Origin of the sequence: Variovorax sp. V118 (assembly GCF_041154445.1) — a bacterium.
GTDB lineage: Bacteria > Pseudomonadota > Gammaproteobacteria > Burkholderiales > Burkholderiaceae_C > Variovorax > Variovorax boronicumulans.
This window is the reverse complement of the sequence record NZ_AP028663.1, coordinates 2,232,862-2,254,728: the sequence shown is the minus strand read 5'-3', so window position 1 is coordinate 2,254,728 and position 21,867 is coordinate 2,232,862. Positions and strand designations below refer to the sequence as shown.

Genomic DNA, 21,867 nt, shown 5'->3' with positions numbered 1-21,867 from the left:
ATGACCACTCGGAATTTGACTTCGGCCGATCGGCTGCGTATTCGGCTCGAGCTTGAGGCCGCGCTTGCGAAGGCCGATGCCCGCTTGGCTCGCATCGACTGCGTTCTCGGCGCCTTGGAAGCCGACCTGCGCCGGCAGCGCGCGCGCGCGCGTGTGCGGGCAGAGGCGCAGGCGATCGCTCTCGAGCACGAGCGCGCAGTTCGTCGGACTCGCCTGGCACAGGGCCTCGGTGTCGCTCTGATCGGCGGTGCCGCGGCTGTATTCACTGCGGCGTCCAAGCGCCACCCGATTGGCCTGCGCGAACTCGATTGAGTGGCGCGGCGTATCTCCATCAGTCTCTTTTGATTTTTACTTTCAACCCAGATTTGTCATGAACACCAAAACCAAATTTCCCAGCGCGATCGCGCTTGCTGTTGCAGCCCTCGTTCTTTCCGCCTGCGGTGGTGGAGGAGGTGGCGGCGGTGGTGGCATTCCGCTGATCGGCATCGCCCCGCCGCCTGCGCCGGACACCGGCACTCCGACGAATCCGCCAGTCCAGCCGCCCGTTGCCCCGCCGCCGTCTCAGCCGGGCACGGACGATCCCGCTGCAGGTGAAACCGCGTCGACCATCGTCACGTCGGTGCCGGCGCCGACCTATGCTGTGGGCTCCGAGGAGCTGGCCGCCTTCAACCTGCTGAACGCCGAGCGCAGCCGTTGCGGCTTCGGTCTGTTGGCACAGAACGCTCACTTGGACATTGCCGCGGCTGGCCACGCCAACTTCCAACTGGTCAACAACCTGGTCGGCCACTTCCAGGACGGCACCAAGCCCGCATTCACGGGTGTGACGCCTACCGACCGCGCCAGCGCGGCCGGCTACGGCCGCGGCCTGGTACTCGACGATTTCGCAGATACGACCGGCGCGAAGGCCAACGTGTTGGGCCCCACGGAGTTCGCCCCTCAGGGGCGCGGAATCGCGGCGGTGCGCAGTCTGCTCAGTGCCCCGTATCACGCACTCGACTTGCTGTCGCCGCAGATCGACGCCGGCATCTCGATCATGAGCTCCGACCAGGTCGGCACCACAGCCACCTTCGGCCCGCGCGCAATCACGCAGATCGCCACCGGGATTGCGCTGGGCCAGTTTTCTCAGAAGCCTGATGGTGCCGCGGTGCAGACCTATCCGTGCGATGGCACCACGGGTACGGCGTACCAGCTCAAGAATGAACAGCCGAACCCGGTTCCAGGCCGCGATCTGTCGACCAACCCGGTTGGCCAGCCGATCGTCGTAGCAGTGAGAGTCGGACAACTGCTCACGATCAGTTCGGCCACGATGGTGAAGAAGTCGGACGGCTCGCCAGTCACCCTGCGCGCGCCGATGCTGAAGGTGAACGACCCCAACCTCCTGGTCGACCCGAGCCGCGCCATCATCCTGCCGGATCGGCCGCTCGAGGCCAACACGGACTACACCGTAACGGTCGAGGGGACGAACACCACCATGAAGGACTTTAACAACGGCAACCCGATCAGCACGGGGACCAATCCGGCGATCACCGCGAACGCGACAGGCAGCTTCAGGAAGACATTCATCTTCAAGACTGGAAGTTAGGTCGCCAAGTCCAGCGCCGGGGATTTCTGTGCCTGCGGCGCTGACCTCGAATCAGAACGAAGGAGCGCCGTCATCAGTGACTATATGCGCCCCATCGCCAATGGGCTGTGGGGCGCGCGTGATGACGGTGATCGGATCAGCGCGTTACGATCCGTTGTAATTTACTGCTCCGTCTCGGCGGCGCCCAAGGCGCTTTATGTGGCGCTAGCAAGGGACGTATCAACAGACAGGTGGTATTGGTCAATGGAGACAGTTCGCGTAGATATTGCCTATCGACCTCTGCGGATATGCTGGGTGATCAAGGCCGGAGATCTCAAGGCATTTAGAACCGCGGTTCGCCAGTCCTATGCGATTTGGGGAGGCAGGTTCAATCCGATTGTCGTAGTGGAGCGTGAAGCCGAAGCGGAAAAGATCATCGAGGCCTTTCGTGCAGATTGGGTCTACCCCCTGAGCGATAGTGACGACGTCCGGGCCTTTGCGGCCAAGTTTGCCGGACGAGGAGCGCCTTCTTTCGTACACGCAATCTTTAGTGGAAGCGACGAACATAGTGCAAGAGCGAGCGTGCTGGATGTGCGGAATGCGCTTGTCCATTTGCGCGACAGAGCAGATTGGAGAGATCTGAAGGATCAAGGATTCCGGCGCTATGAATGGCAAGAAGAAGATCCCTTGTCCGATGTCTTCCTTGTCCAGTTAGGCGCCTATCCATCCAAGGAGTCGATCCACATCGACTACACCCAGATGTTCAGCGAACTGGCCGGCTTGGAGGTCAGCGAGATCGGACTGACTGCGTCCATCCCTGCCGATCTGTTTGAACATCCAAGCATTGCGTCTCTTTCCCGGTACGGGCTTGAGCCACATCACAGTATTCATCCTAGCGCAGACTACCCAGGATTTTTTGTGGGTGATGCTTCCAGTCTGGACGATCTCGTTGCATTCTGGAATCTGCGCGCAGCGGACATGCACCTTTGCTTTTTGGACCTCAAGCACGTCGATCGCTTTAGGCCAGCTATTTCACCTTGGATAAAGTGGGTGCATGAAACCCAGGCTCTGCGGCCAGAGCACATGCAAAACGCTCTTGCAGTCTGGTGCAGACGTGAGGACGTGCATGACGAATCCCAGATTCGAGAAGTGCGCGCTGCGTTGGAGGAGGTCGAACTCACCGTACACCAAGTAGGCGAGTGGTCTTGGAACGGCTTCAACATCGTCCCGCCTACTATGGCTCTAGGAGAATCGTCCACGCTTGGCGTGCTAATAAAAGACGTCGGAAAACCGAAACTGTCATTCAGCTTGAGTGGCAAGCCATTCTCATCGGACATTTGGTTTCACGGACAGCACGTAGCGGCATCGATTTCCTTCATTGGGGGACTGTTTGCGGACCCGGAGTACACGTTGCGTCCTCCATATGTGCCCGAACTCAATAGTTTCTATCAGCATGAGATGAGCTTTGGGTTCACGAACTTCCGAATCGAATCCGAGCGCTTGGCGCTGCTGGTAGGAGTGGGCGACTCGGACGCGTACATCTATGCGTTGTCAGCGTCTCGGCTTTTCGAAAAGCTATTTGATGATGTTGGATACGTTGCGAAGGCAAGTTCCGGCGGATTGATTGCGCGACAGCTCATTCAACAAGTGGGGGGCCTGTTTGGGGCGTATGTGTTCCGGATCCCCGGCGTGCGACGCTTGATTAGAACGTACGGTCTCACCGAGACCTTCACTCGCAAAGCAGCCTATGAACTCATTGCGGCCAAGGATCGCGAGAATCCAACGGCGACGCCGTTTTCCGACTTCGCTGGCCTACACATCGAACCGAGAAAGCCCGGTGAAGACAATCTGCAGCCCGATAGCGTGTTCGGATATCTGGTCGAGAAAGGCCTCTTCCGTATCGGCGCGGAGCTCGCATGTCCCCACTGCTTGCTCAAGAGCTGGATTTCACTCGACTCCCTCAAGCAGCAGGTGACCTGTGAGATGTGTGGCAAAGGCTTTGATGCAACAAGACAACTCATTGAGGGCGTACATCACTTCCGCCGCTCGGGGGTGCTTGGCTTTGAGCGCAACGCGCAGGGCGCGGTACCAGTGGTTCTGACGTTGCAGCAACTCAACGTTAGCCTGAATCGGTCCCTGTCGAGCAACTGCTATGCCACGTCTCTCGACCTTTTCCCCAAGCAAGGCTTCGAACTGCCACCATGTGAGATCGATCTGATATGGCTAGTCGCAGCCGAGTACCCTGAGAAAACTATCGTTGTCCTCGGAGAGTGCAAGGATCGCGGCAATCGACGAGGGCAGAAGGATTCCGCAGGAACAATTGACGCCAGAGACATCGAGAATCTGAAGCGCTTGGCCGATCGATTCCCAAAGCACAGATTTGACGTCTACGTTCTACTGGCAAAGCTAACGGCGTTTACGCCCGAAGAAATTGAACTTGCCAAGACCGTGAATGACTCCTCCAGTCCGCGTGTAATTTTGCTAACCGATAAAGAGCTGGAATCATGGCACTTGTTCGAACACGAAGGAAAAGAGCTCGATATTCGGAGTGACGGAGTCGCGAGGCTGGCAGAAATTACCGCGGCCATTTACTTCAAGTCCACCGTCGAGGCCCATGTCTAGTGACATGGTGCCGAGATCAAGGTGCCGAGATCAAGGTGCCGGGTAATTGATGTCTGCCATGGCGCTACAGTAGACTGGATTACCGCCGGTGGCCATGCAATTGCTGATCGCGGTCGCCCGCGTGTAGTTCCAGTTGTACCAGGCCGTGTAGTCGGCGCGGGCTCTGGCATCGGCTGCTCGTCCTACGGCGTAGCTCGCCGTGCCCTGTGCGGCCGAAGCCACTTGGCTCGCGCTTTGAGCCGTCTGACCTGCCCACTCAGCCTGGCTTTGCGCATTCATCGCCCGGCCGCGTGCGTCATTGATGCCTCCGTAGATTGCAGCCTGGTCGATGCCTACGCCGGCGACCTGGTGGCCTCCAGTCGAATTGGCAACCTCGTACACGATTTGGGCTTGCGCGCCGGCGGCAAAAGTAGCGAGAGCCAGCGCGGTGCTGGCCAATGAGTACATCTTCATCTGGAGGTTCCTTTCGATTGGGTGACCGCCTCGCAAGACCTCGAAAGGAGGGCGCCGGGAGATGAGGCGGCTAGGTCTGCGGGCGGTCGAAGTCAGTGTGCGGGTGGCACCTCTGTGCACCGAAATGACAAATTCACACGGCATGATTGGCTTGCTAACCAATCTTCGCGAGCAAGTCAGTCGCCCGAAGGTGTGTGTATCGCTTGAGCATCACGAAGGACTTGTGACCACTGATGCTTGAGGCTTCGATGGCGCTCATGCCCTTCTCGAACAACCTGGATACTCCCTCGTGGCGCAGGTCGTGCCACCGCAAGTCACGGATCTCGAGGCGTTTCAGGGCCCGTTTCCAGACCATCAAGACCGCATTGGCCGTACACCCAAATACTCTGCCGTCGATGCTGTGCGGCATGGCTTGCAGGACTGCCATCGCCTTCGATGACAGCGGGATCTCGTGCGGAACCCCTTTGTTCACACGCTGATGGTAGGTCCGCGGGATCGTGAGCACGCGGTCGGTGATCCACTCCCGCCGCAACTCGAAAAGCATGGCCTGCCGCAGCGTGGTTTCAACGGCCAATTCAAAGGCGGGGGCAGCCCATGGGTTGCCGGTCTCGGCAAGCGCCATCGCTAGGCGCTCCCGCTCGCCAGGGTGCAGGCGTCGATCGCGCGCCTTTGTGCCGCTGGGCTTTCGGATGTTCTTCAGCGGGTTCGGCTGCCCCTCCCACCCCCATTCTTTTCGTGCCATTTCAAACAAGTGACTCACGAGCTGGAGTTCGAGTCTGATTGTGTTCTCGGCACGGCCAGCCCGGCGCCGCTCATCTCTATATGCCGCAAAGTCGGCCCCACGCAGCGTCGCCATGAAGCGCCGCGCAAGCGGATGCTGCTTCCAGCGTTCAATGCGTTGCAGGTCCCGTTCAGGATGCGCTTTGCGGCTGCTGAAGTCGCGCCCATAGCGATCGAATGCCTCGGCCAGCGTGGTGCTTTCGGCCTCCCGGTTGTCGCGGTACGTGCCACGGTCCATGTCTGCCTCAATCGCCCGTGCGATGCGATGAGCCTCCACTGACGTGTCGGCCGTGCCGAACCAGGCTGGCCAGCCTTTGCGCCGGATCTGGATCTTGTAGTTGCCCTCGGGGGTCTTTTGGATGCTTGCCAAGTAGTGAGTCCTCTGGTCGATCGATGAAGTGATCGATGAAGCCCACAATGTCCAGTGCACTGAAATTGCACTGAAATGACAAATTCGGCGCCGAAGCCTGCTGCGTCCATGCCATCCGAAAAGACAAAAAAAACGGCCGGAACCCGCATAGATGCTGGGTTTCGACCGATTCAGTGTTGGTGGTAGGACGTACTGGATTCGAACCAGTGACCAACGGATTAAAAGTCCGCTGCTCTACCAACTGAGCTAACGTCCCGGAACCATTTTTCTTGCTTCTTGCCGACGTTGAATCCAGCAAAGCCTTGGATTATAGCGTGGTGTTTCTCGCAATTTCGTCGAGCACCCACCCTGCCGCACATTGTCCGAAGGTGGCGGTCACGCTGACCACCGATCCGTAGCCGTGGCAGTTGAGCGAACCGTCGCCCGCATCAATCTGGCAGGACGCATCGGGCGGTGCCACGCTCTCGCGGCTGAACACGCAGGCCAGGCCGATCTTGCGGCCTTCGCGCGGCGCGCCGTGCAGTTTGCGCAGCCGCTGGCGAAGCTGGGCCAGCAGCGGGTCGTGGGTGACGAGCGACAGGTCGTCGATGTCGACCTTGTGCGCCTGCCGCTTGCCGCCCGCCGCACCGACCGTGATGAACGCGGTGCCGCGCGACACGGTGCGTGCCCAGGCGGCCATGGCGAGCTTGGCCTTCACCTGGTCGCAGGCATCGATGACGGCGTGGACCGGCCCGTGGGCGGCCTGTGCGGCCTCGAGCAGCGAGGCCCAGTTGTCGGGTTCGACGAACTCGTCGATGGCGAGCACCTGGCAGTCGGGGTTGATCTGCGCGATGCGCTCGCGCATGGCCTCGACCTTGGCCTGCCCAACGGTCGAGTCGAGCGCGTGGATCTGGCGATTGATGTTCGACTCCGACACGTGGTCGAGGTCGATGAGCGTCAGGCGCCCCACCCCGCTACGCGCCAGCGCCTCCACCGCCCACGAACCCACGCCGCCGATGCCGACGACCAGCACATGCGCGTGGCGGATGCGCGCGGCACCGGCCACGCCGTACAGGCGCTCGAGGCCGCCGAAGCGGCGCGCAAAGTCAGGCGCCGCGGTGTCGGTGAGGACATCCGCGGCGGCCATGGGGAGGGACGAGGCTTCTTCAGCCGAAGGCATCATCGAAGCACTCTCAAGCGGAACACTCCGCCGAAACGGTCATTGCATCAACGCAGGCGCGACAGACGCTCGCGGCCGGCCTGTGCGGCTTCCGACTGCGGGTAGGCCTTGGTCAGGTCTTCCAGCGTGCGGCGTGCGGCGCGCGTGTCCTTCAGTTCGATCTGGCAGTTCGCGATCGACAGCACGGCTTCGGGCGCCTTTGCATGGTCGGGCGCGAGCGAGAGCATCGAGCGGAAATTGGCGATGGCTTCGTTGTAGTTGCGCGTGGCGTACTGCGCATTGCCGAGCCAGAACAGCGCGGACGCGTTGTAGCCGCTTTGCGGGTAGCGCTTCACGAACTCGGCGAAGGCGGTCTGGGCCTGTGCGAACTGGCCCGAGCGGAAGACGCCCAGGGCGGCTTCGAAGTCGGCCTTTTCCTTCGGATCGGCGTTGAACTCGCGGCCGTCGATCGAGACCTTGGAAGGCTCGTTCTGCTTGAGCTTGTCGTCGATCGTGGTCTGGCGCGACTGCATTTCGCTCAGCGTGCGCGTGAGCTGCTCGTTCTGGCCGGTCATGCGTGCCAGTTCGCCGCGCATCTGCTCGATCTGGCTTTGCAGGTCGAGCAGGCTGCGACGCAGCTGGCCGTTTTCGTCGGCCAGGCGCTGGTCGGTCTGCTGGCGCATGGCTTCGACGCGCTGGCGCAGGTCGAGGATGGCGCGGCGCGCCTCGTCGTCCTCGAACAGCGCAGCCTGCGAACCGGCCGACGCGCAGAACAAGGCGGCGGCGAGGGCCGCGCCTCGCCACAGGGCACGTGGTTGCATCACCGGGTGTAGCGGATTTCAGCGCGGCGGTTCTGCGCCCACACTTCTTCACCCGAGCCTTGGGCCGCGGGCTTTTCCTTGCCGAAGCTCACGGCTTCGATCTGGCTGTCGTTCACGCCCAGCAGCGTGAGCGCGCGGCGCACGGCTTCGGAACGTTTCTGGCCGAGGGCCAGGTTGTACTCGCGGCCGCCGCGCTCGTCGGTGTGGCCTTCGATCGAGATGCGACGTTGCGTGGCGCCCTTGAGGAAGCGCGCATGGCCGTCGATCACCGACTGGAACTCGGGCTTGACCGTGTAGCTGTCGTAGTCGAAGTACACGATGCGTGCCACGCCGACCGGACCTTGCGCCGTGTTGGCGTTGGGGTCGATGGTCACCGGGGCCACGGCGGTTGCGCCGCCTTGCTGGCCGCCGGCCGTGCCGCTGCGGTCGGTGACCGGCGTTTCGTTGAGCTTGGTGCCCGACGAGCAACCGGCGATGAGCGCCACGATGGCGAGCGAATAGATCGTACGTTTCAACATTTGCGAACTCCTCAAGTAAATTTATCTGGTCAATGCTTATTGCTTCTGAAACGGACCCCAGTCCGGTTCACGGATGTCTCCCGCCTGGCCCGCGAGGCGGGCCTTGATCTTTCCGTCCAGCGTGGTCGTCATGAGCGCCTCGCGACCCTGCAGGTGCGTGGCATAGACGATCAGCTTGCTGTTGGGTGCGAAGCTCGGGCTCTCGTCGGCCGTGGTGTCGGTGATCGCGGCGACATTGCCGCTGGCCAACTCCATCACGTGGAGTTTGAACGCACCGCCGACCCGCGAGATGTAGGCCAACCACCGGCCATCGCCGCTGACAGATGGAGAAATGTTGTAGGTGCCGCTGAAGGTGACCCGCGTCGGGTTGCCGCCGCTGGCGCTCATCTTGTAGATCTGGGGCGCGCCGCCACGGTCGCTCACGAAGTAGATCGTGCTGCCGTCGGCCGAGTACACCGGCTCGGTGTCGATGCTCGAGCTCTGGGTGAGGCGGCGCGGTTCGCCGCCGCTGGCCGGGATGGTGTACAGCTGCGAGCCGCCATCGCGGCTGAGCGTGACGGCCAGCGAACCGCCGTCGGGTGCCCAGGCCGGGGCGCTGTTGGAGCCCTTGAAGTTGGCGAGCAGCCGGCGCTGGCCGCTGGCCACGTTGTGCACGTAGACCACGGGCTTGCGCGACTCGAAGGACACGTACGCCAGCTGCTGGCCGTTGGACGACCAGCAGGGCGAGATGATCGGCTCGGGGCTGGCGAGCGCAGCCTGCGCGTTCTCGCCGTCGGCGTCGGCCACCCACAGCGAGTAGCGGCTGCCGCCCTTGGTGACGTAGGCGATGCGGGTCGAGAAGATGCCCTTCTCGCCGGTCAGCTTCTCGTACACGTAGTCGGCGATGCGGTGGGCTGCCAGGCGCAGGTCGCCCTGCGGCACGGTGTAGCTCTGGCCGCCGAGGTCGCGGTCTTTCACGACGTCCCACAGGCGAAAGCGCACGTCGTAGCGGCCGTCGCCCAGCCGGCTCACGCTGCCCACCACGAGCGAGTCAGCGGTGCGCTGGCGCCACAGGGCGAGGTCGGGGCGCGAGGACTCGTCGAGCGCCTGGCCCGAGGCATCGACGCCGCGGAACTGGCCGCTGCGTTCGAGGTCGGCCTGGACGATGTCGGAAATCTTCTGGGGCGAGGCGTCCTGCCCCCGGAAAGGCACGAGCGCGATCGGCAACTGCGTCAGCCCCACGCCCGACACCTCGACCCGGAACTGGGCCATGGCGGGAAGCATGGGAGAGGCAGCAAGGGCCGCGATGAGGCTGCGGCGTGCAATCAACGATGAAGAAGGAGTTGGGGAAAGATCTGGCAACGGCTTGTTCATGCGGTTCGGAGAGGTTTCCGGGTAAAAAGTTTCTCCCCGGCGTTTCACGGGCCACATGTTACACACTGGTTTGGACACGCCGTCACAAAACGTTTATCCGGCGAAATGGTCCTACAGGCCTCTCGAAAGGCGGTCGGAGCCGCCCCGTAAAATCCGCCGCCATATGCAAGCATCCCCCGGCAGCGAGAGCGCCCGCCCTCCCCTCATGCGCCGGCTGGCGCGACTCATGACCTGGTTCGGCAGTTCGCGCCAATGGTGGGCCGTGGGGCTGATCGGCGCCCTGCTGGCCGCGCTCACCGAGCCGCTCATGGCCGCCCTGCTCAAGCCGCTGCTCGACCGGGGCTTCACGCGCGGCGAGATGCCGCTGTGGTTCATTCCGGCCGCCGTGCTGCTGCTGTTCGCGGTGCGCGGCATCGCGCAATTCATTTCGCAGTACGCGCTCTCGCGCATCGCCAACGAAGGCATGCAGAAGCTGCGCCGCGTGCTGTTCGAACGGCTGCTCGGCGCCGAGCTGGCGCTGTTCGCACGGCAGTCGGCCAGCGCGCTGTCGAACACCGTCGTGTACGAGGTGCAGACGGGCGCCATGCTGCTGGTGCAGGCGCTGCTCGGGCTGTCGCGCGACGGCTTCACGCTGATCGCACTGCTGGGCTACCTGGTCTACCTGAACTGGAAGCTCACGCTCATCGTCGCCTTCCTGGTGCCCAGCATCTCCTGGATCATGAAGGTGTTCTCCAAGCGCCTGTACAAGCTCACGCAGCAAGGCCAGCAGGCCACCGACGAGCTGGCCTACGTGGTCGAGGAAAACGTGCTGGCCCACCGCGTGGTGCGCCTGCACGGCGCCGAGCAGGCGCAGGAGCGCCGCTTCGAACAACTGAGCCAGCGCCTGAATCGCCTGGCCGTGAAATCGACCATCGCCCAGGCCGCCACCACGCCGCTGACGCAGATGATGGCTTCGCTGGCGCTGTCGGTGGTGGTGATGATCGCGCTGTGGCAAAGCGGCAAGCAGGGCTTCACGGTGGGCGGCTTCGTCGCCTACATCACGGCCATGCTGATGCTGATCGCGCCGATCCGCCGCCTGGCCGAAGTGGCCGGGCCGATCACGCGCGGCCTGGCAGCGCTGGAGCGCGGCTTGATCCTCATCGACGAGGTGGCGCCGGAATCGCAGGGCACCTTCAGCATCGCGCACGCGCAAGGCCACATCGAGCTGCGCAACGTGCAGGTCAGCTACCGCGGCGACGACGAACAGCGCGCGCTCGACGGCGTGAACCTCGTCATCGAGCCCGGCCAGGTGGTGGCCTTCGTCGGCCCCTCGGGCTCGGGCAAGACCACGCTGGTCAACCTGCTGCCGCGCTTCGTGCAGCCCAGCGGCGGCCAGGTGCTGCTCGACGGCCACGACACCAGCGAGTGGCAGCTCAAGAGCCTGCGCGCCCAGTTCGCGATGGTGAGCCAGGACGTGGTGATGCTCAACGACACGCTCGCCGCCAACGTGGCGCTGGGCGGCGACATCGACATCGCGCGCGTGCAGTCCTGCCTCGCGGCGGCCAACCTGAGCGGCCACGTCGAGACGCTGCCGCAGGGCATCGAGACCGTGCTGGGTCACAACGCCACGCAGCTCTCGGGCGGCCAGCGCCAACGGCTGGCGATTGCCCGCGCGCTCTACAAGAACGCGCCCGTGCTGCTGCTCGACGAAGCCACGTCGGCGCTGGACACCGAATCGGAACGGCTGGTGCAGGACGCCCTGCAGCGCCTGATGCAGGGCCGCACCACGCTGATCGTGGCGCACCGCCTGTCGACCATCCAGCATGCCGACCGCATCATCGTGATGGAGCAAGGCCGCATCGCCGAGCAAGGCAGCCACGAGCAGCTCATGGCGAGCGACGGGCTCTACGCGCGACTGCAGACGCTGGCGGTGCGCAGCGCGGCGCCGGGGCAGGACCCGACGCTCTGACGCCCCTCAGCGCGCGGTGCCCGCCGCGCTGCGCGCCTTCTTCGCCGCTGGTGCGGCGTTCTGCGGCGGCAGCGTGCCATCGGACACCAGCACGCCCGTCGACAGGATGAATTCCGCAGCGCTTTCGATGTCGCCCTGCAGCGCGGCCCGGGCCTTGGCGCCGTCGCGGCGCTTCAGCGCGGCCAGCAAGGCCGCATGGTGCGACATCGCCACCTTGTCCCCCACGCGACGCGAGCCGGCCCGCAGGTCGTAGTTGAGGATGGGGCCGATGCGCAGCCACAACGCCTCGATCATCTGCAACAACACCGGCATGTCGGCCGCGGCGTAGACCGCGAAGTGGAACTCCTTGTTGAAGGTGACGAGCTTCGAACCGTCCGGGCTCGCCGCATTCATCTCGGCCGCGAACTCGTCGTGCCAGCGCGTGATGTCGCGCAGCGCCACCGCGCCCGGCGCCGAGGCCGCCAGCTCCGTGGCCAGGCCTTCGAGGTTGGTGCGGATGGTGGTGATTTCCTTGAACTGCGCCGCCGTCATCCGGGGCACGCGCAAGGTGCGGCTGGGCGTGAGTTCGAGCGCCTGCTCGGCCACCAGGCGCTGCATCGCCTCGCGCACCGGCATCACGCTCACGCCCAGCGCCTCGGCCGCGCTGCGCAATGAAATCTGCTCGCCCGGCATCATCTGCCCGCTCATCACGAGGTCGCGCAACTGGTCGTAGACGTTGGCGCTGAGCGTCTGGCGCTTCAGGGGGGTGACGAGATCGGTGAGGCTCATGCGTCGAAGTATATGGCCGGGGTATTCCCTATGAATTATCTGTGATCACAGATATACGATCCCCGTCATTCCGAAATCGACCTCAAGGATCTCTTCAGCATGTGGAACAACAACTCCCTCGCCGGCCGGCGCGTGCTCGTCACCGCCGGTGCCAACGGCATCGGCCTGGACATCGTGCGCAGCTTCGTGGCGGCGGGCGCCAAGGTCTTCGTCTGCGATGTGCAGGCTGCCAGCCTCGACCAGCTCGCGCGTGAACTGCCCGAGGTGGGCCGCTGCGTCGCCGACGTGTCGAACGAGGACGACGTGGCCCGCCTCTTCGAGGCCGTCGACCGCGAACTCGGCGGCCTCGACGTGCTGGTGAACAACGCCGGCGTGGCCGGCCCCACCGGGCCGGTCGAGACCGTCTCGCTCGCCGACTGGGAGCGCACGATGGCCGTCAACGTCACCGGCCAGTTCCTCTGCGTGCGGCTGGCCGTGCCGCGGCTGCGCAAGGGCCGCCTGCCCGCCATCATCAACCTGTCCTCGGCCGCCGGACACCTGGGCATGCCGGGGCGCTCGCCCTACTCCGCCTCGAAGTGGGCCGTCATCGGCTTCACGAAAACGCTGGCGCTCGAGCTCGGGGCCGACGGCATCCGCGTCAACGCGATCCTGCCGGGCGCGGTCGACGGTCCGCGCATCCGTGCTGTCATCGCCGCCAAGGCCGAAGCGCTGGGCAAGCCGCTCGACGAAGTGACGCGCGCCTACACCGCGCAGGCCGCGCTGGGCCGCATGGTCACGGCCACGGACATCGCGAACATGGTGCTGTTCGCCGCCAGCGACCTGGCCGCCAGCGTCACGGGCCAGGAGCTCGTGGTCGACGGCCACACGCAGGCGCTGAGCTGATCCGCTCGCACGCCCTTTCTTTTCCTCTTCTTCTTTCCGGACACCTCATGGCCCAACGCCCCAAAGCCATCATCACCTGCGCCCCCACGGGCGCCATCCACACGCCCAGCATGTCGCCGCACCTTCCCGTGACGGCCGACGAGATTGCGCAGGCTTCGATCGAAGCCGCCCGCGCCGGCGCCGCGATCCTGCACCTGCATGCGCGCGACCCGAAGGACGGCCGCCCGTCGCAGGACCCGGACCTGTTCCGCCCCTTCCTTTCGAAAATCAAGGCCGCGACCGATGCGGTGATCAACATCACCACCGGCGGCAGCCCGCACATGAGCGTCGAGGAGCGCATGCGCCCGGCCACCACCTTCAAGCCCGAGCTCGCGTCGCTCAACATGGGCTCGATGAACTTCGGCCTCTTTCCGATGCTGGAGCGCTTCAAGTCCTTCGCGCATGAATGGGAGCGCGAGCACCTGGAGAACAGCCGCAACCTGATCTTCAAGAACACCTTCGCCGACATCGAGAACATCCTCAAGCTCGGCAACGCCAACGGCACGCGCTTCGAGTTCGAGTGCTACGACGTGAGCCACCTCAACAACCTGCGGCACTTCCTGGACCGCGGGCTGGTGCAGGCGCCGGTCTTCGTGCAGACGGTCTTCGGCATCCTGGGCGGCATCGGTGCCGATCCCGAAGACCTGATGCACATGCGACGCACCGCCGCGCGGCTGTTCGGCGACCGCTTCGAATGGTCAATCCTCGGCACCGGCCGCAACCAGCTGCCGCTGGCCACCATCGGTGCGGCCATGGGCGCGCACGTGCGCGTCGGGCTCGAAGACTCGCTGTGGATCGGCCCGGGCCGACTCGCCGCGTCAAGCGCCGAACAGGTGCTGCGCATCCGCGCCGTGCTGGAGGCCCTGAACATCGACATCGCGACACCCGCCGAAGCCCGCGAGATCCTCGGGCTCAAGGGCGCGGCGAACGTCGACTTCTAGCCCTGCGCCAGAACCACTGACCCGACTCGGCCCGGCCCACGACCGGGCCGCATCTGCACGCCCGCCGGCTCCCGCCGACGACCTTCCGCCAGAACACGACAGGACAGGAGAGAGACATCCCATGCAACACCCATCCATCCCCGCCACGCCGCCGGGCCTGCGCGCCAGCCAGGCCGTCGACGAACAGGCCTCGCTCAATGCGCTGATCTTTCGCAAGCTCATGCCGTTGCTGGTGCTGGCCTATGTGATCAGCTTCATCGACCGCACCAACATCGCGCTGGCCAAGAGCCACATGGCCGTGGACATCGGCATCTCGGCGGCCGCCTACGGGCTGGGCGCCGGGCTGTTCTTTTTGAGCTACGCGCTGCTCGAAGTGCCCAGCAACCTCGTGATGCACCGCGTGGGCGCGCGTTGGTGGATCGCCCGCATCATGATCACCTGGGGCCTGCTATCGGCCGGCATGGCCTTCGTCACGGGCGAGACCTCGTTCTACGTGATGCGCATCCTGCTCGGCGCGGCGGAAGCCGGCCTGTTCCCGGGCGTGATGCTGTACCTGAACTACTGGTTCGGCCGCAAGGACCGCGCACGCGCCACGGGCTACTTCCTGCTCGGCGTGTGCATCGCGAACATCCTCAGCGGCCCGGTCGGCGGCGCGCTGCTGCAGATGGACGGCCTGTGGGGCTGGCATGGCTGGCAGTGGATGTTCGTGCTCGAAGGCCTGCCCGCCGTGGCGCTGGCCTTCGTGGTCTGGCGCAAGCTGCCCGATGGTCCCTCCAGCGCCAGCTGGCTCACGCGCCCCCAGGCGCAGGCCATCGAACGCCAGCTCGCCGCCGAACGCGCCGAGGACGTGGCCAACGGCCAGGTCGGTGAGTCATTCCGCGCCTGCCTGGTCGACCGGCAGATCTGGCTGGCGATTTTTGTCTACTTCTGCCACCAGATCAGCATCTACACGGTGATCTTCTTCCTGCCGAGCATCATCGGCACCTACGGCAAGCTCTCGCCGCTGGAGATCGGCGCGCTCAACTCGCTGCCCTGGGTGGCCGCCGCTGTCGGCGCCATTGCGCTGCCCCGCCTCGCGGTCACGCCGCAGCGCGGCCGGCGCCTGCTGCTGGTCGGGTTGGTCTCGATGGCGGTGGGCCTGCTGATCGCAGCCTTCGCGAGCCCGGCCGTCGCGCTGGCCGGCTTCTGCCTCACGGGCTCGATGTTCTTCGTGGTGCAGTCCGTGATCTTCCTGTTCGCGTCGTCACGGCTGGCCGGCGTGGCGCTGGCAGGCGGACTCGCGTTGGTCAACACCTGCGGCCTCGTGGGCGGCTTCATCGGCCCGTCGGTGATGGGCTGGATCGAGCAGAGCACGGGCAGCACGAAGAACGGACTGTTGCTGATCGCCGGGATGCTGGTGGCCGCCGCGCTGGCCAGCGTCTGGATGCGGCAGGGCCAGGAGTCGAAGCGCTGACCCGTCGTTGCCACGGGCCGCGCCATCCACCCCTCAGAGCAGCACGATGTCGTACTGCCCCTGCCCGATCGCCGGCTCCGACTGCAGCGAGATCGGCTTGCCGATGAAGTCGCTCAGTCCCGCGAGGTGCTGGCTCTCCTCGTCGAGGAACAGCTCGATGACCTGCGGCGACGAGACGATGCGGAACTCGCGCGGCGTGAACTGCCGCGCCTCGCGAAGGATCTCGCGCATCACATCGTAGGCCACGCTGCGCGCGGTCTTCACGATGCCCTGCCCGCCGCAGGCCACGCAGGGTTCGCACAGCATGTGGGCCAGCGATTCGCGCGTGCGCTTGCGGGTCATCTCCACGAGGCCCAGCTGCGAGAAGCCGCCGGCCGTGGTCTTCACGCGGTCGCGTGCGAGCTGCTTGCGGAACTCGGCCAGCACCTGCTCGCGATGGTCGTCGCGTGCCATGTCGATGAAGTCGACAATGATGATCCCGCCCAGGTTGCGCAGGCGCAGCTGCCGCGCAATGGCCTGCGCGGCCTCCAGGTTGGTCTTGAAGATGGTGTCGTCGAAGTTGCGCGCACCGACGAAGCCGCCGGTGTTCACGTCGACGGTGGTCAGCGCCTCGGTCTGGTCGACCACGAGGTAGCCGCCCGATTTCAGGTCGACGCGCCGGCCCAGCGCCTTCGCGATTTCCTCGTCCACCGAGTACAGGTCGAAGATCGGCCGCTCGCCCTTGTAGTGCTGCAGCTTGCCGGCGGCCTGCGGCATGAACTCGAGGCCGAACTTCAGCAGCACTTCGAACTGCTCGCGCGAGTCGATGCGGATGGTCTGCGTGTCTTCGCTCGTCATGTCGCGCAGCACGCGCTGCAGCAGGCTCAGGTCCTGGTGCAGCAGCGACATGGCCGGCATCCGGCTCGAGGCCTCGCGGATGCGCGTCCAGGTCTTGCGCAGGTAGGCGATGTCCTCGGCCAGCTCGGCGTCGGCCGCGTCTTCACCGTTGGTGCGCAGGATGAAGCCGCCCGTGTTCACCGGTACCACGCCGCCGCTCTCGGCGGCCGCGGCCGCCTCGATGAGCGCCAGCATGCGGTTGCGCAGCGACTCGCGCTGGTCGGGCGGGATCTTCTGCGACACGCCGATGTGGTTGTCCTGCGGCAGGAACACCAGCAGGCGCCCCGCGATGCTGATCTGCGTGGACAGCCGCGCACCCTTGGTGCCGATCGGGTCCTTGATGACCTGCACCAGCAGCGACTGGCCCTCGAACACCTGCTTCTCGATGGGCACCATCGGCCCGCCGTTGCGGTGGTCGCGCTCGGGCGGCGTGGCGCTCGGGCGCGAGCCCGGCGTGAACGGCGAGACGATGTCGGCCACGTGCAGGAAGGCGGTGCGCTCCAGGCCGATGTCGATGAAGGCCGACTGCATGCCCGGCAGCACGCGCGAGACCTTGCCCAGGTAGATGTTGCCGACCAGCCCGCGCTCGAGCGTGCGCTCGACGTGCAGCTCTTGCACCGCGCCGTGCTCGACCAGCGCCACACGGGTCTCCTGCGGAGACCAGTTGATCAGGATGTCTTGCATGGATGTCTTAAGTATTGAAACCGACGCCTCGAAGCAGCTGCGCGGTCTCGAACATGGGGAGTCCCATGATGCCCGAATAGGAGCCGCTGATGTGCTCCACGAACGCCGCCGCCGCGCCCTGGATGGCATAGGCGCCGGCCTTGCCGAGCGGCTCGCCGCTGGCAGCGTAGGCCGCAACCTGCTTCTTCGTGAGCGTGGCGAAGCGCACGCGCGACACGCTGAGTGCCGCATGGCGTCGACGGCCGTTCTGCAGCGCGACCGCCGTGAGCACGCGGTGCGTGGCGCCGGACAGGTGCGCGAGCATGCGCTCGGCGTCGCGCGCGTCCTCGGGCTTGCCGAGGATGGTGCGGCCGAGCGCGACGGTGGTGTCGGCGCAGAGCACGGGCGCCTCGGCCAGGCCGAGGCGCTTGCGGCGCGCAACGGCGGCATCGAGCTTGAGGGCAGTCACGCGCTGCACGTACGCTGTGGGCGACTCGTTCGGCAGCAGGGCCTCGAGCGCCTCGGCGTCTTCGTCGGCGCCGGCCAGCAGCAGTTCGTGACGCACGCCGAGCTGGCCGAGCAATTGGGCGCGGCGCGGGCTTTGCGACGCGAGGTAGATGAAGTCAGGCAAGTTCAGGTCTCCGAGGTGGGCCCCACCGCCGGCCCCGTGGTCATTCCCGGTGGTACGGATGGCCCGCGTTGACCGACCACGCCCGGTAGAGCTGTTCGACCAGCAGCACGCGCGCCATGGCATGCGGCAAGGTCAGGTCGGACAGGCGGATGCGTTCGTGCGCCGCGGCCTTGAAGGCCGGGTCGAGCCCGTCGGGGCCGCCGATGACCAGCGCCACGTCGTCGCCCTCGCCCTGCCAGGTCTGCAGCCGTGCGGCCAGCGCCTTGGTGGTGAGCGCAGTGCCGCGCTCGTCGAGCACGACGATGCGCATGCCGCGGGCGATGGCGCCCTCGATGCGCTCGCGCTCGGCGGCATACAGCGTCTCGAGTGTCTTGGAACCTCGCGGCTCGGTCTTGACGGCGCGCAACTCGAGCTTGAGCTCGGGCGGGAAGCGCTTGGCGTAGTCGTCCCAGGCAGTCTGCGCCCAGTCGGGCATGCGCTGCCCGACGGCGACCACCAGCAGCTTCATGCGCGGCGGGCTGGCGCCTTCTTGGCCGGCGCCTTCTTCGCAGCGGTCTTCTTGGCGGCCGGCTTGCCGACGACCTTCACCGGCACGCGTGCGGTGCCCGTGGCGGACTTCTTCGCAGGCGCCTTCTTGGCGGCAGTCTTGCCCGCGGTCTTCGATGCGGCCTTCTTCGCCGGGGCCTTGGCGGCCTTGGCTTCCTGCTCGGCCGCGCGGATCGCGGTCTTGGCGGCGCTCGAGCGGCGCAGGCTCGGCGTCTTGGCGGCGGCCGTCTTCTTCTCTTCGGCGCCCTTGACGACGGACGAGGCGGTGGCCAGCGCGGGCTTGGTGGCACCCAGTTTGGCGCGCACCGGCTTGTCGCCCCAGATCTCTTCGAGGTGGTAGTACTGGCGGATGGCGGGCTGCATGATGTGCGCCACGGCCGCGCCGCAGTCCACAATGATCCACTCTCCGTTTTCCTCGCCCTCGGTGCGCGGCTTGGCAAAGCCGGCTTCGCGCACGGCGTCGCGCACGCTCGACGCGAGCGCCTTGGTCTGGCGGTTGGAGGTGCCCGACGCCACGATCACGCGCTCGAACAGCGGCGAGAGGTGCTCCGTGTCGAATACCTGGATGTCCTGCGCCTTGACGTCTTCGAGACCATCGATGATGGCTCGCTGGAGTTTTTGGATGTCTTTTTTGGCGGCGGCTTCAGTGGTCATCAGGCAGAGCGGTAGAGGTGGTGTTGGTCAATATAGCGTGCAACCGTGGGCGGAACCAGCGAGGAAATGTCCACACCCGACGCCACACGCCGCCGGATATCGGTGGCGCTGGTGTCCATGGCGGCAGGCAGTTCAAGCGCCTCGAAACGCGCGCCAGCCGGGAGGCCGGGCAGCTGTTTCGGATCAAAACGAGTGACGTCACCCGTCGATAGTGCGCGATACGCTACAGAAACGATAGCAATGCCGAGTATATCCTGCCAGCCGTGCCAGGTCGGCAAGGCGGCCGCCTGGTCCGCGCCCATCACCAGCACAAGCTGTGCGCCGGGCTGCTCTTTCTGCAATTCGTGCAGCGTGTCGAGCGTGTAGGTCGGGCCGTCGCGCAGCACTTCGCGGCTGTCGATGACGACCTTGCCTTGCAGGTTGCCGAAGGCCAGTTGCGCCATCGCGAGGCGGTCTTCCTTCGGCGTGAGCGTGCGGCTCTTGTGCCAGGCCTGCCCCGTGGGAATGACGTGCAACTCCGTCAGATCGAGTTGCGCCAATGCAGCTTCGGCCAGGGCGACGTGCGCGTTGTGCGGCGGGTCGAAGGCCCCGCCAAAGACGCCGATGCGCAAAGCGGAACCGGTGGGGTTCACACCCAGTCCCGGCGCACGATGAAGTCGCTGTACAGCGCGGCTTCGGGGCTGCCCGCTTCGGGCTGTTGCCGGTAGGCCCAGCTCGCGAGCGGCGGCATCGACAGCAGGATCGATTCGGTGCGTCCGCCCGACTGCAGGCCGAAGTGCGTGCCACGGTCCCACACGAGGTTGAACTCGACATAGCGCCCGCGCCGGTACAGCTGGAACTCGCGTTCGCGCTCGCCGTACGGCATGCCGCGTCGGCGTTCGACGATCGGCAGGTAGGCCTGCAGGAATGCATCGCCGACCGAGCGGATCAGCGCAAAGCCGTTCTCGCTGCCGCCCTCGGCGAAGTCGTCGAAGAAGATGCCGCCGATACCGCGCTGCTCGTTGCGGTGCTTCAGGAAGAAGTACTCGTCGCACCAGGTCTTGAAGCGCGGGTACTTGTCAGCGCCGAAGGGTGCGAGCGTGTCGCGGCACACGGTGTGGAAGTGCACCGCGTCTTCTTCGAAGCCATAGCACGGCGTGAGGTCCATGCCGCCGCCGAACCAGCACACGGGTTCGCCGCCGCCCGCGGGCTGCGCGGCCAGCATGCGCACGTTCATGTGGACGATCGGCACGTAGGGATTGCGCGGGTGGAACACCAGCGACACGCCCATGGCCTCGAACGGCGCGCCCGAAAGCTCGGGGCGGTTCTGCGTGGCCGAGGGCGGCAGCTTGGCGCCGCGCACCTGCGAGAAACCGACGCCGGCGCGCTCGAACAGCGCGCCGCCTTCGAGGATGCAGGTCAGGCCGTTGCCCTGCAGCGGCTCGCCGGGTTCTTTCTGCCAGGCGTCGCGCACCGCGCTGCCACCATCCGCCGCCTCGACCGCCGAGATGATCGATTGCTGCAGTCCGCGCAGGTAGTCGCCGACCGCCTTCGGCTGGGTGGCTGGCATCAGGCGTGGGGCGTGTTGCGCGCGTTGACGGCGCGGTAGCCGATGTCCTTGCGGTACTGCGCGCCGTCAAACTGCACGCGCGCCGCGACCTCGTAGGCGCGCTGCTGCGCCTGCTTGACGCTGTCGGCCAGCACGGTCACGCAGAGCACGCGGCCGCCGCTGGTCTTGAGCTCACCGTTCTCGAGCGTGGTGCCCGCGTGGAACACCACGGCATCGGGCGCCTCGGTCGGGATGCCGCTGATGCGGTCGCCCTTGCGCGGCGACAGCGGGTAGCCGTGCGCGGCCATCACCACGCCCAGCGCCACGCGACGGTCCCACTGCAGCTCGACCTGGTCGAGCGTGCCATCGGTGGCGTGCCAGAACACCTCGAACAGGTCGGACTTCAGGCGCATCATGATCGGCTGCGTCTCGGGGTCGCCCATGCGGCAGTTGAATTCGAGCGTCTTGGGCTGGCCGGCCGCGTCGATCATGAGACCGGCATAGAGGAAGCCGGTGAACGGAATGCCGTCCTTTTCCATGCCGCGGATGGTCGGCAGGATGATCTCGCGCATGGCGCGCGCATGCACCTCGGCCGTGACCACGGGCGCGGGCGAGTACGCGCCCATGCCGCCGGTGTTCGGGCCTTCGTCGCCGTCGAGCAGGCGCTTGTGGTCCTGGCTGGTGGCCAGCGCGGCAACGTTCTTGCCGTCGCACATCACGATGAAGCTGGCTTCTTCGCCTTGCAGGAATTCTTCGATGACGACGCGTGCGCCGCCTTCGTTGTGCGACACGCCGAACTTGTTGTCGACCAGCATGAAGTCGACGGCCTCATGAGCTTCCTGCGCGGTCATGGCAACCACCACGCCCTTGCCGGCGGCCAGGCCGTCGGCCTTGACGACGATCGGTGCACCCTTGGCGTCGATGTACGCATGGGCGGCAGCGGCGTCGGTGAAGGCCTCGTATTCGGCCGTCGGGATCTTGTGGCGCTTCATGAAGGCCTTCGAGAAGGCCTTGGAGCTTTCGAGCTGCGCAGCCGCCTGCGTCGGGCCGAAGATGCGCAGGCCGTGCGCGCGGAACTCGTCCACCACGCCGGCCGCCAGTGGCCCCTCGGGGCCGACCACGGTCAGCGCGATTTTCTCGGCCATCGCCCACTCGCGCAGCGCGGCGGGTTCGGTGATGTCGATGCAGTCGTAGCGTTCGTCGCTCACGGTGCCGCCGTTGCCGGGCGCCACGTAGACGCGGCTGACCCGGTTGCCCTGCGCCAGCCGCCACGCCAGTGCGTGCTCGCGGCCCCCTCCTCCAATCACCAGTACCTTCATTCG

General features: G+C 65.6%; 21 protein-coding genes and 1 tRNA gene. 7 read left to right on the top strand and 15 right to left on the bottom strand.

The window, feature by feature from the left end; translation table 11 throughout:
• From ACAM52_RS10295 to ACAM52_RS10285, 3 genes are all read left to right on the top strand, one after another.
• The gene (locus ACAM52_RS10295) at positions 1-312 is read left to right on the top strand and encodes a hypothetical protein (protein WP_369646933.1); all 312 of its coding nucleotides are present in this window, start codon (positions 1-3) and stop codon (positions 310-312) included.
• Between the two features lie 58 nt (positions 313-370).
• Positions 371-1,582 (top strand): CAP domain-containing protein, encoded by a 1,212-nt coding sequence (locus ACAM52_RS10290; RefSeq protein WP_369646932.1) that lies wholly within the window; start codon positions 371-373, stop codon positions 1,580-1,582.
• Between the two features lie 84 nt (positions 1,583-1,666).
• A complete protein-coding gene (locus ACAM52_RS10285) occupies positions 1,667-4,183 on the top strand; it encodes a hypothetical protein (protein ID WP_369646931.1) in 2,517 nt (838 codons plus the stop codon).
• 30 nt (positions 4,184-4,213) lie between these two features.
• On the opposite strand, the gene ACAM52_RS10280 is transcribed toward ACAM52_RS10285, so the two are convergent.
• From ACAM52_RS10280 to tolB, 7 genes are all read right to left on the bottom strand, one after another.
• Positions 4,214-4,636: a hypothetical protein gene (locus ACAM52_RS10280; RefSeq protein ID WP_369646930.1), complete on the bottom strand. Its 423-nt coding sequence runs from the start codon at positions 4,634-4,636 to the stop codon at positions 4,214-4,216.
• A 154-nt stretch (positions 4,637-4,790) separates the two neighbouring features.
• Positions 4,791-5,786, bottom strand: a complete 996-nt coding sequence (locus ACAM52_RS10275) for a site-specific integrase (RefSeq protein ID WP_369646929.1) — start codon at positions 5,784-5,786, stop codon at positions 4,791-4,793.
• 180 nt (positions 5,787-5,966) lie between these two features.
• Positions 5,967-6,042: transfer RNA gene (locus ACAM52_RS10270), tRNA-Lys, on the bottom strand.
• A 51-nt stretch (positions 6,043-6,093) separates the two neighbouring features.
• Positions 6,094-6,912, bottom strand: a complete 819-nt coding sequence (locus tag ACAM52_RS10265; RefSeq protein WP_369646928.1) for a ThiF family adenylyltransferase — start codon at positions 6,910-6,912, stop codon at positions 6,094-6,096.
• 80 nt (positions 6,913-6,992) lie between these two features.
• Complete coding sequence (gene ybgF, locus ACAM52_RS10260) at positions 6,993-7,745, bottom strand: tol-pal system protein YbgF (protein ID WP_062470144.1); 753 nt, start codon at positions 7,743-7,745, stop codon at positions 6,993-6,995.
• Positions 7,745-8,263: a peptidoglycan-associated lipoprotein Pal gene (gene pal, locus ACAM52_RS10255; protein ID WP_062470142.1), complete on the bottom strand. Its 519-nt coding sequence runs from the start codon at positions 8,261-8,263 to the stop codon at positions 7,745-7,747. Before pal ends, ybgF begins: the two co-directional genes overlap by 1 nt.
• 36 nt (positions 8,264-8,299) lie before the next feature.
• On the bottom strand, positions 8,300-9,526 hold the full coding sequence (tolB, locus tag ACAM52_RS10250) for a Tol-Pal system beta propeller repeat protein TolB (protein ID WP_216360076.1): 1,227 nt from the start codon (positions 9,524-9,526) through the stop codon (positions 8,300-8,302).
• Between the two features lie 253 nt (positions 9,527-9,779).
• Between tolB and msbA the strand changes: the two genes are divergently transcribed.
• On the top strand, positions 9,780-11,564 hold the full coding sequence (gene msbA, locus ACAM52_RS10245) for a lipid A export permease/ATP-binding protein MsbA (RefSeq protein WP_369646927.1): 1,785 nt from the start codon (positions 9,780-9,782) through the stop codon (positions 11,562-11,564).
• Positions 11,565-11,570: 6 nt separating this feature from the next.
• On the opposite strand, the gene ACAM52_RS10240 is transcribed toward msbA, so the two are convergent.
• Complete coding sequence (locus tag ACAM52_RS10240) at positions 11,571-12,332, bottom strand: GntR family transcriptional regulator (protein WP_307635744.1); 762 nt, start codon at positions 12,330-12,332, stop codon at positions 11,571-11,573.
• A gap of 99 nt (positions 12,333-12,431) precedes the next feature.
• Here ACAM52_RS10240 and ACAM52_RS10235 point away from each other — a divergent pair, with 99 nt between their 5' ends.
• From ACAM52_RS10235 to ACAM52_RS10225, 3 genes are all read left to right on the top strand, one after another.
• Positions 12,432-13,214 carry an SDR family oxidoreductase gene (locus ACAM52_RS10235; RefSeq protein ID WP_070060808.1) on the top strand — a complete coding sequence of 261 codons (783 nt, stop codon included), beginning with the start codon at positions 12,432-12,434 and terminating at the stop codon, positions 13,212-13,214.
• 47 nt (positions 13,215-13,261) lie between these two features.
• Entirely contained in the window at positions 13,262-14,194 is a 933-nt protein-coding gene (locus ACAM52_RS10230; protein WP_070060809.1) for a 3-keto-5-aminohexanoate cleavage protein, read from the top strand.
• Positions 14,195-14,315: 121 nt separating this feature from the next.
• Positions 14,316-15,647, top strand: a complete 1,332-nt coding sequence (locus ACAM52_RS10225; protein WP_369646926.1) for an MFS transporter — start codon at positions 14,316-14,318, stop codon at positions 15,645-15,647.
• Between the two features lie 33 nt (positions 15,648-15,680).
• On the opposite strand, the gene rng is transcribed toward ACAM52_RS10225, so the two are convergent.
• From rng to purD, 7 genes are read right to left on the bottom strand one after another with little or no spacing between them, the layout of a single operon-like run.
• A complete protein-coding gene (rng, locus tag ACAM52_RS10220; RefSeq protein ID WP_056580445.1) occupies positions 15,681-17,207 on the bottom strand; it encodes a ribonuclease G in 1,527 nt (508 codons plus the stop codon).
• Positions 17,208-17,214: 7 nt separating this feature from the next.
• Entirely contained in the window at positions 17,215-17,817 is a 603-nt protein-coding gene (locus ACAM52_RS10215) for a nucleoside triphosphate pyrophosphatase (protein ID WP_369646925.1), read from the bottom strand.
• Positions 17,818-17,857: 40 nt separating this feature from the next.
• Positions 17,858-18,325 (bottom strand): 23S rRNA (pseudouridine(1915)-N(3))-methyltransferase RlmH, encoded by a 468-nt coding sequence (rlmH, locus tag ACAM52_RS10210; protein WP_070060813.1) that lies wholly within the window; start codon positions 18,323-18,325, stop codon positions 17,858-17,860.
• Complete coding sequence (gene rsfS / locus ACAM52_RS10205; protein ID WP_062470113.1) at positions 18,322-19,017, bottom strand: ribosome silencing factor; 696 nt, start codon at positions 19,015-19,017, stop codon at positions 18,322-18,324. The genes rlmH and rsfS overlap by 4 nt, the downstream gene beginning before the upstream one ends.
• Positions 19,017-19,649, bottom strand: a complete 633-nt coding sequence (nadD, locus tag ACAM52_RS10200; protein ID WP_369646924.1) for a nicotinate (nicotinamide) nucleotide adenylyltransferase — start codon at positions 19,647-19,649, stop codon at positions 19,017-19,019. The genes rsfS and nadD overlap by 1 nt, the downstream gene beginning before the upstream one ends.
• Positions 19,646-20,566: an oxygen-dependent coproporphyrinogen oxidase gene (gene hemF, locus ACAM52_RS10195; RefSeq protein ID WP_369646923.1), complete on the bottom strand. Its 921-nt coding sequence runs from the start codon at positions 20,564-20,566 to the stop codon at positions 19,646-19,648. Before hemF ends, nadD begins: the two co-directional genes overlap by 4 nt.
• Positions 20,566-21,864, bottom strand: coding sequence for a phosphoribosylamine--glycine ligase (gene purD, locus ACAM52_RS10190; RefSeq protein ID WP_369646922.1), 1,299 nt, complete (start codon positions 21,862-21,864; stop codon positions 20,566-20,568). Before purD ends, hemF begins: the two co-directional genes overlap by 1 nt.
• Between the last annotated feature and the right edge of the window lie 3 nt (positions 21,865-21,867).

Bases quoted from the DNA above. Each gene is read 5' to 3' on its own strand.
- ACAM52_RS10295 (WP_369646933.1), top strand. From the start codon at position 1: ATGACCACTCGGAATTTGACTTCGGCCGATCGGCTGCGTATTCGGCTC.
- ACAM52_RS10290 (WP_369646932.1), top strand. From the start codon at position 371: ATGAACACCAAAACCAAATTTCCCAGCGCGATCGCGCTTGCTGTTGCA.
- ACAM52_RS10285 (WP_369646931.1), top strand. From the start codon at position 1,667: ATGCGCCCCATCGCCAATGGGCTGTGGGGCGCGCGTGATGACGGTGAT.
- ACAM52_RS10280 (WP_369646930.1), bottom strand. From the start codon at position 4,636: ATGAAGATGTACTCATTGGCCAGCACCGCGCTGGCTCTCGCTACTTTT.
- ACAM52_RS10265 (WP_369646928.1), bottom strand. From the start codon at position 6,912: ATGGCCGCCGCGGATGTCCTCACCGACACCGCGGCGCCTGACTTTGCG.
- ybgF (WP_062470144.1), bottom strand. From the start codon at position 7,745: ATGCAACCACGTGCCCTGTGGCGAGGCGCGGCCCTCGCCGCCGCCTTG.
- pal (WP_062470142.1), bottom strand. From the start codon at position 8,263: ATGTTGAAACGTACGATCTATTCGCTCGCCATCGTGGCGCTCATCGCC.
- tolB (WP_216360076.1), bottom strand. From the start codon at position 9,526: ATGCTTCCCGCCATGGCCCAGTTCCGGGTCGAGGTGTCGGGCGTGGGG.
- msbA (WP_369646927.1), top strand. From the start codon at position 9,780: ATGCAAGCATCCCCCGGCAGCGAGAGCGCCCGCCCTCCCCTCATGCGC.
- ACAM52_RS10240 (WP_307635744.1), bottom strand. From the start codon at position 12,332: ATGAGCCTCACCGATCTCGTCACCCCCCTGAAGCGCCAGACGCTCAGC.
- ACAM52_RS10235 (WP_070060808.1), top strand. From the start codon at position 12,432: ATGTGGAACAACAACTCCCTCGCCGGCCGGCGCGTGCTCGTCACCGCC.
- ACAM52_RS10230 (WP_070060809.1), top strand. From the start codon at position 13,262: ATGGCCCAACGCCCCAAAGCCATCATCACCTGCGCCCCCACGGGCGCC.
- ACAM52_RS10225 (WP_369646926.1), top strand. From the start codon at position 14,316: ATGCAACACCCATCCATCCCCGCCACGCCGCCGGGCCTGCGCGCCAGC.
- rng (WP_056580445.1), bottom strand. From the start codon at position 17,207: ATGCAAGACATCCTGATCAACTGGTCTCCGCAGGAGACCCGTGTGGCG.
- rlmH (WP_070060813.1), bottom strand. From the start codon at position 18,325: ATGAAGCTGCTGGTGGTCGCCGTCGGGCAGCGCATGCCCGACTGGGCG.
- rsfS (WP_062470113.1), bottom strand. From the start codon at position 19,017: ATGACCACTGAAGCCGCCGCCAAAAAAGACATCCAAAAACTCCAGCGA.
- hemF (WP_369646923.1), bottom strand. From the start codon at position 20,566: ATGCCAGCCACCCAGCCGAAGGCGGTCGGCGACTACCTGCGCGGACTG.
- purD (WP_369646922.1), bottom strand. From the start codon at position 21,864: ATGAAGGTACTGGTGATTGGAGGAGGGGGCCGCGAGCACGCACTGGCG.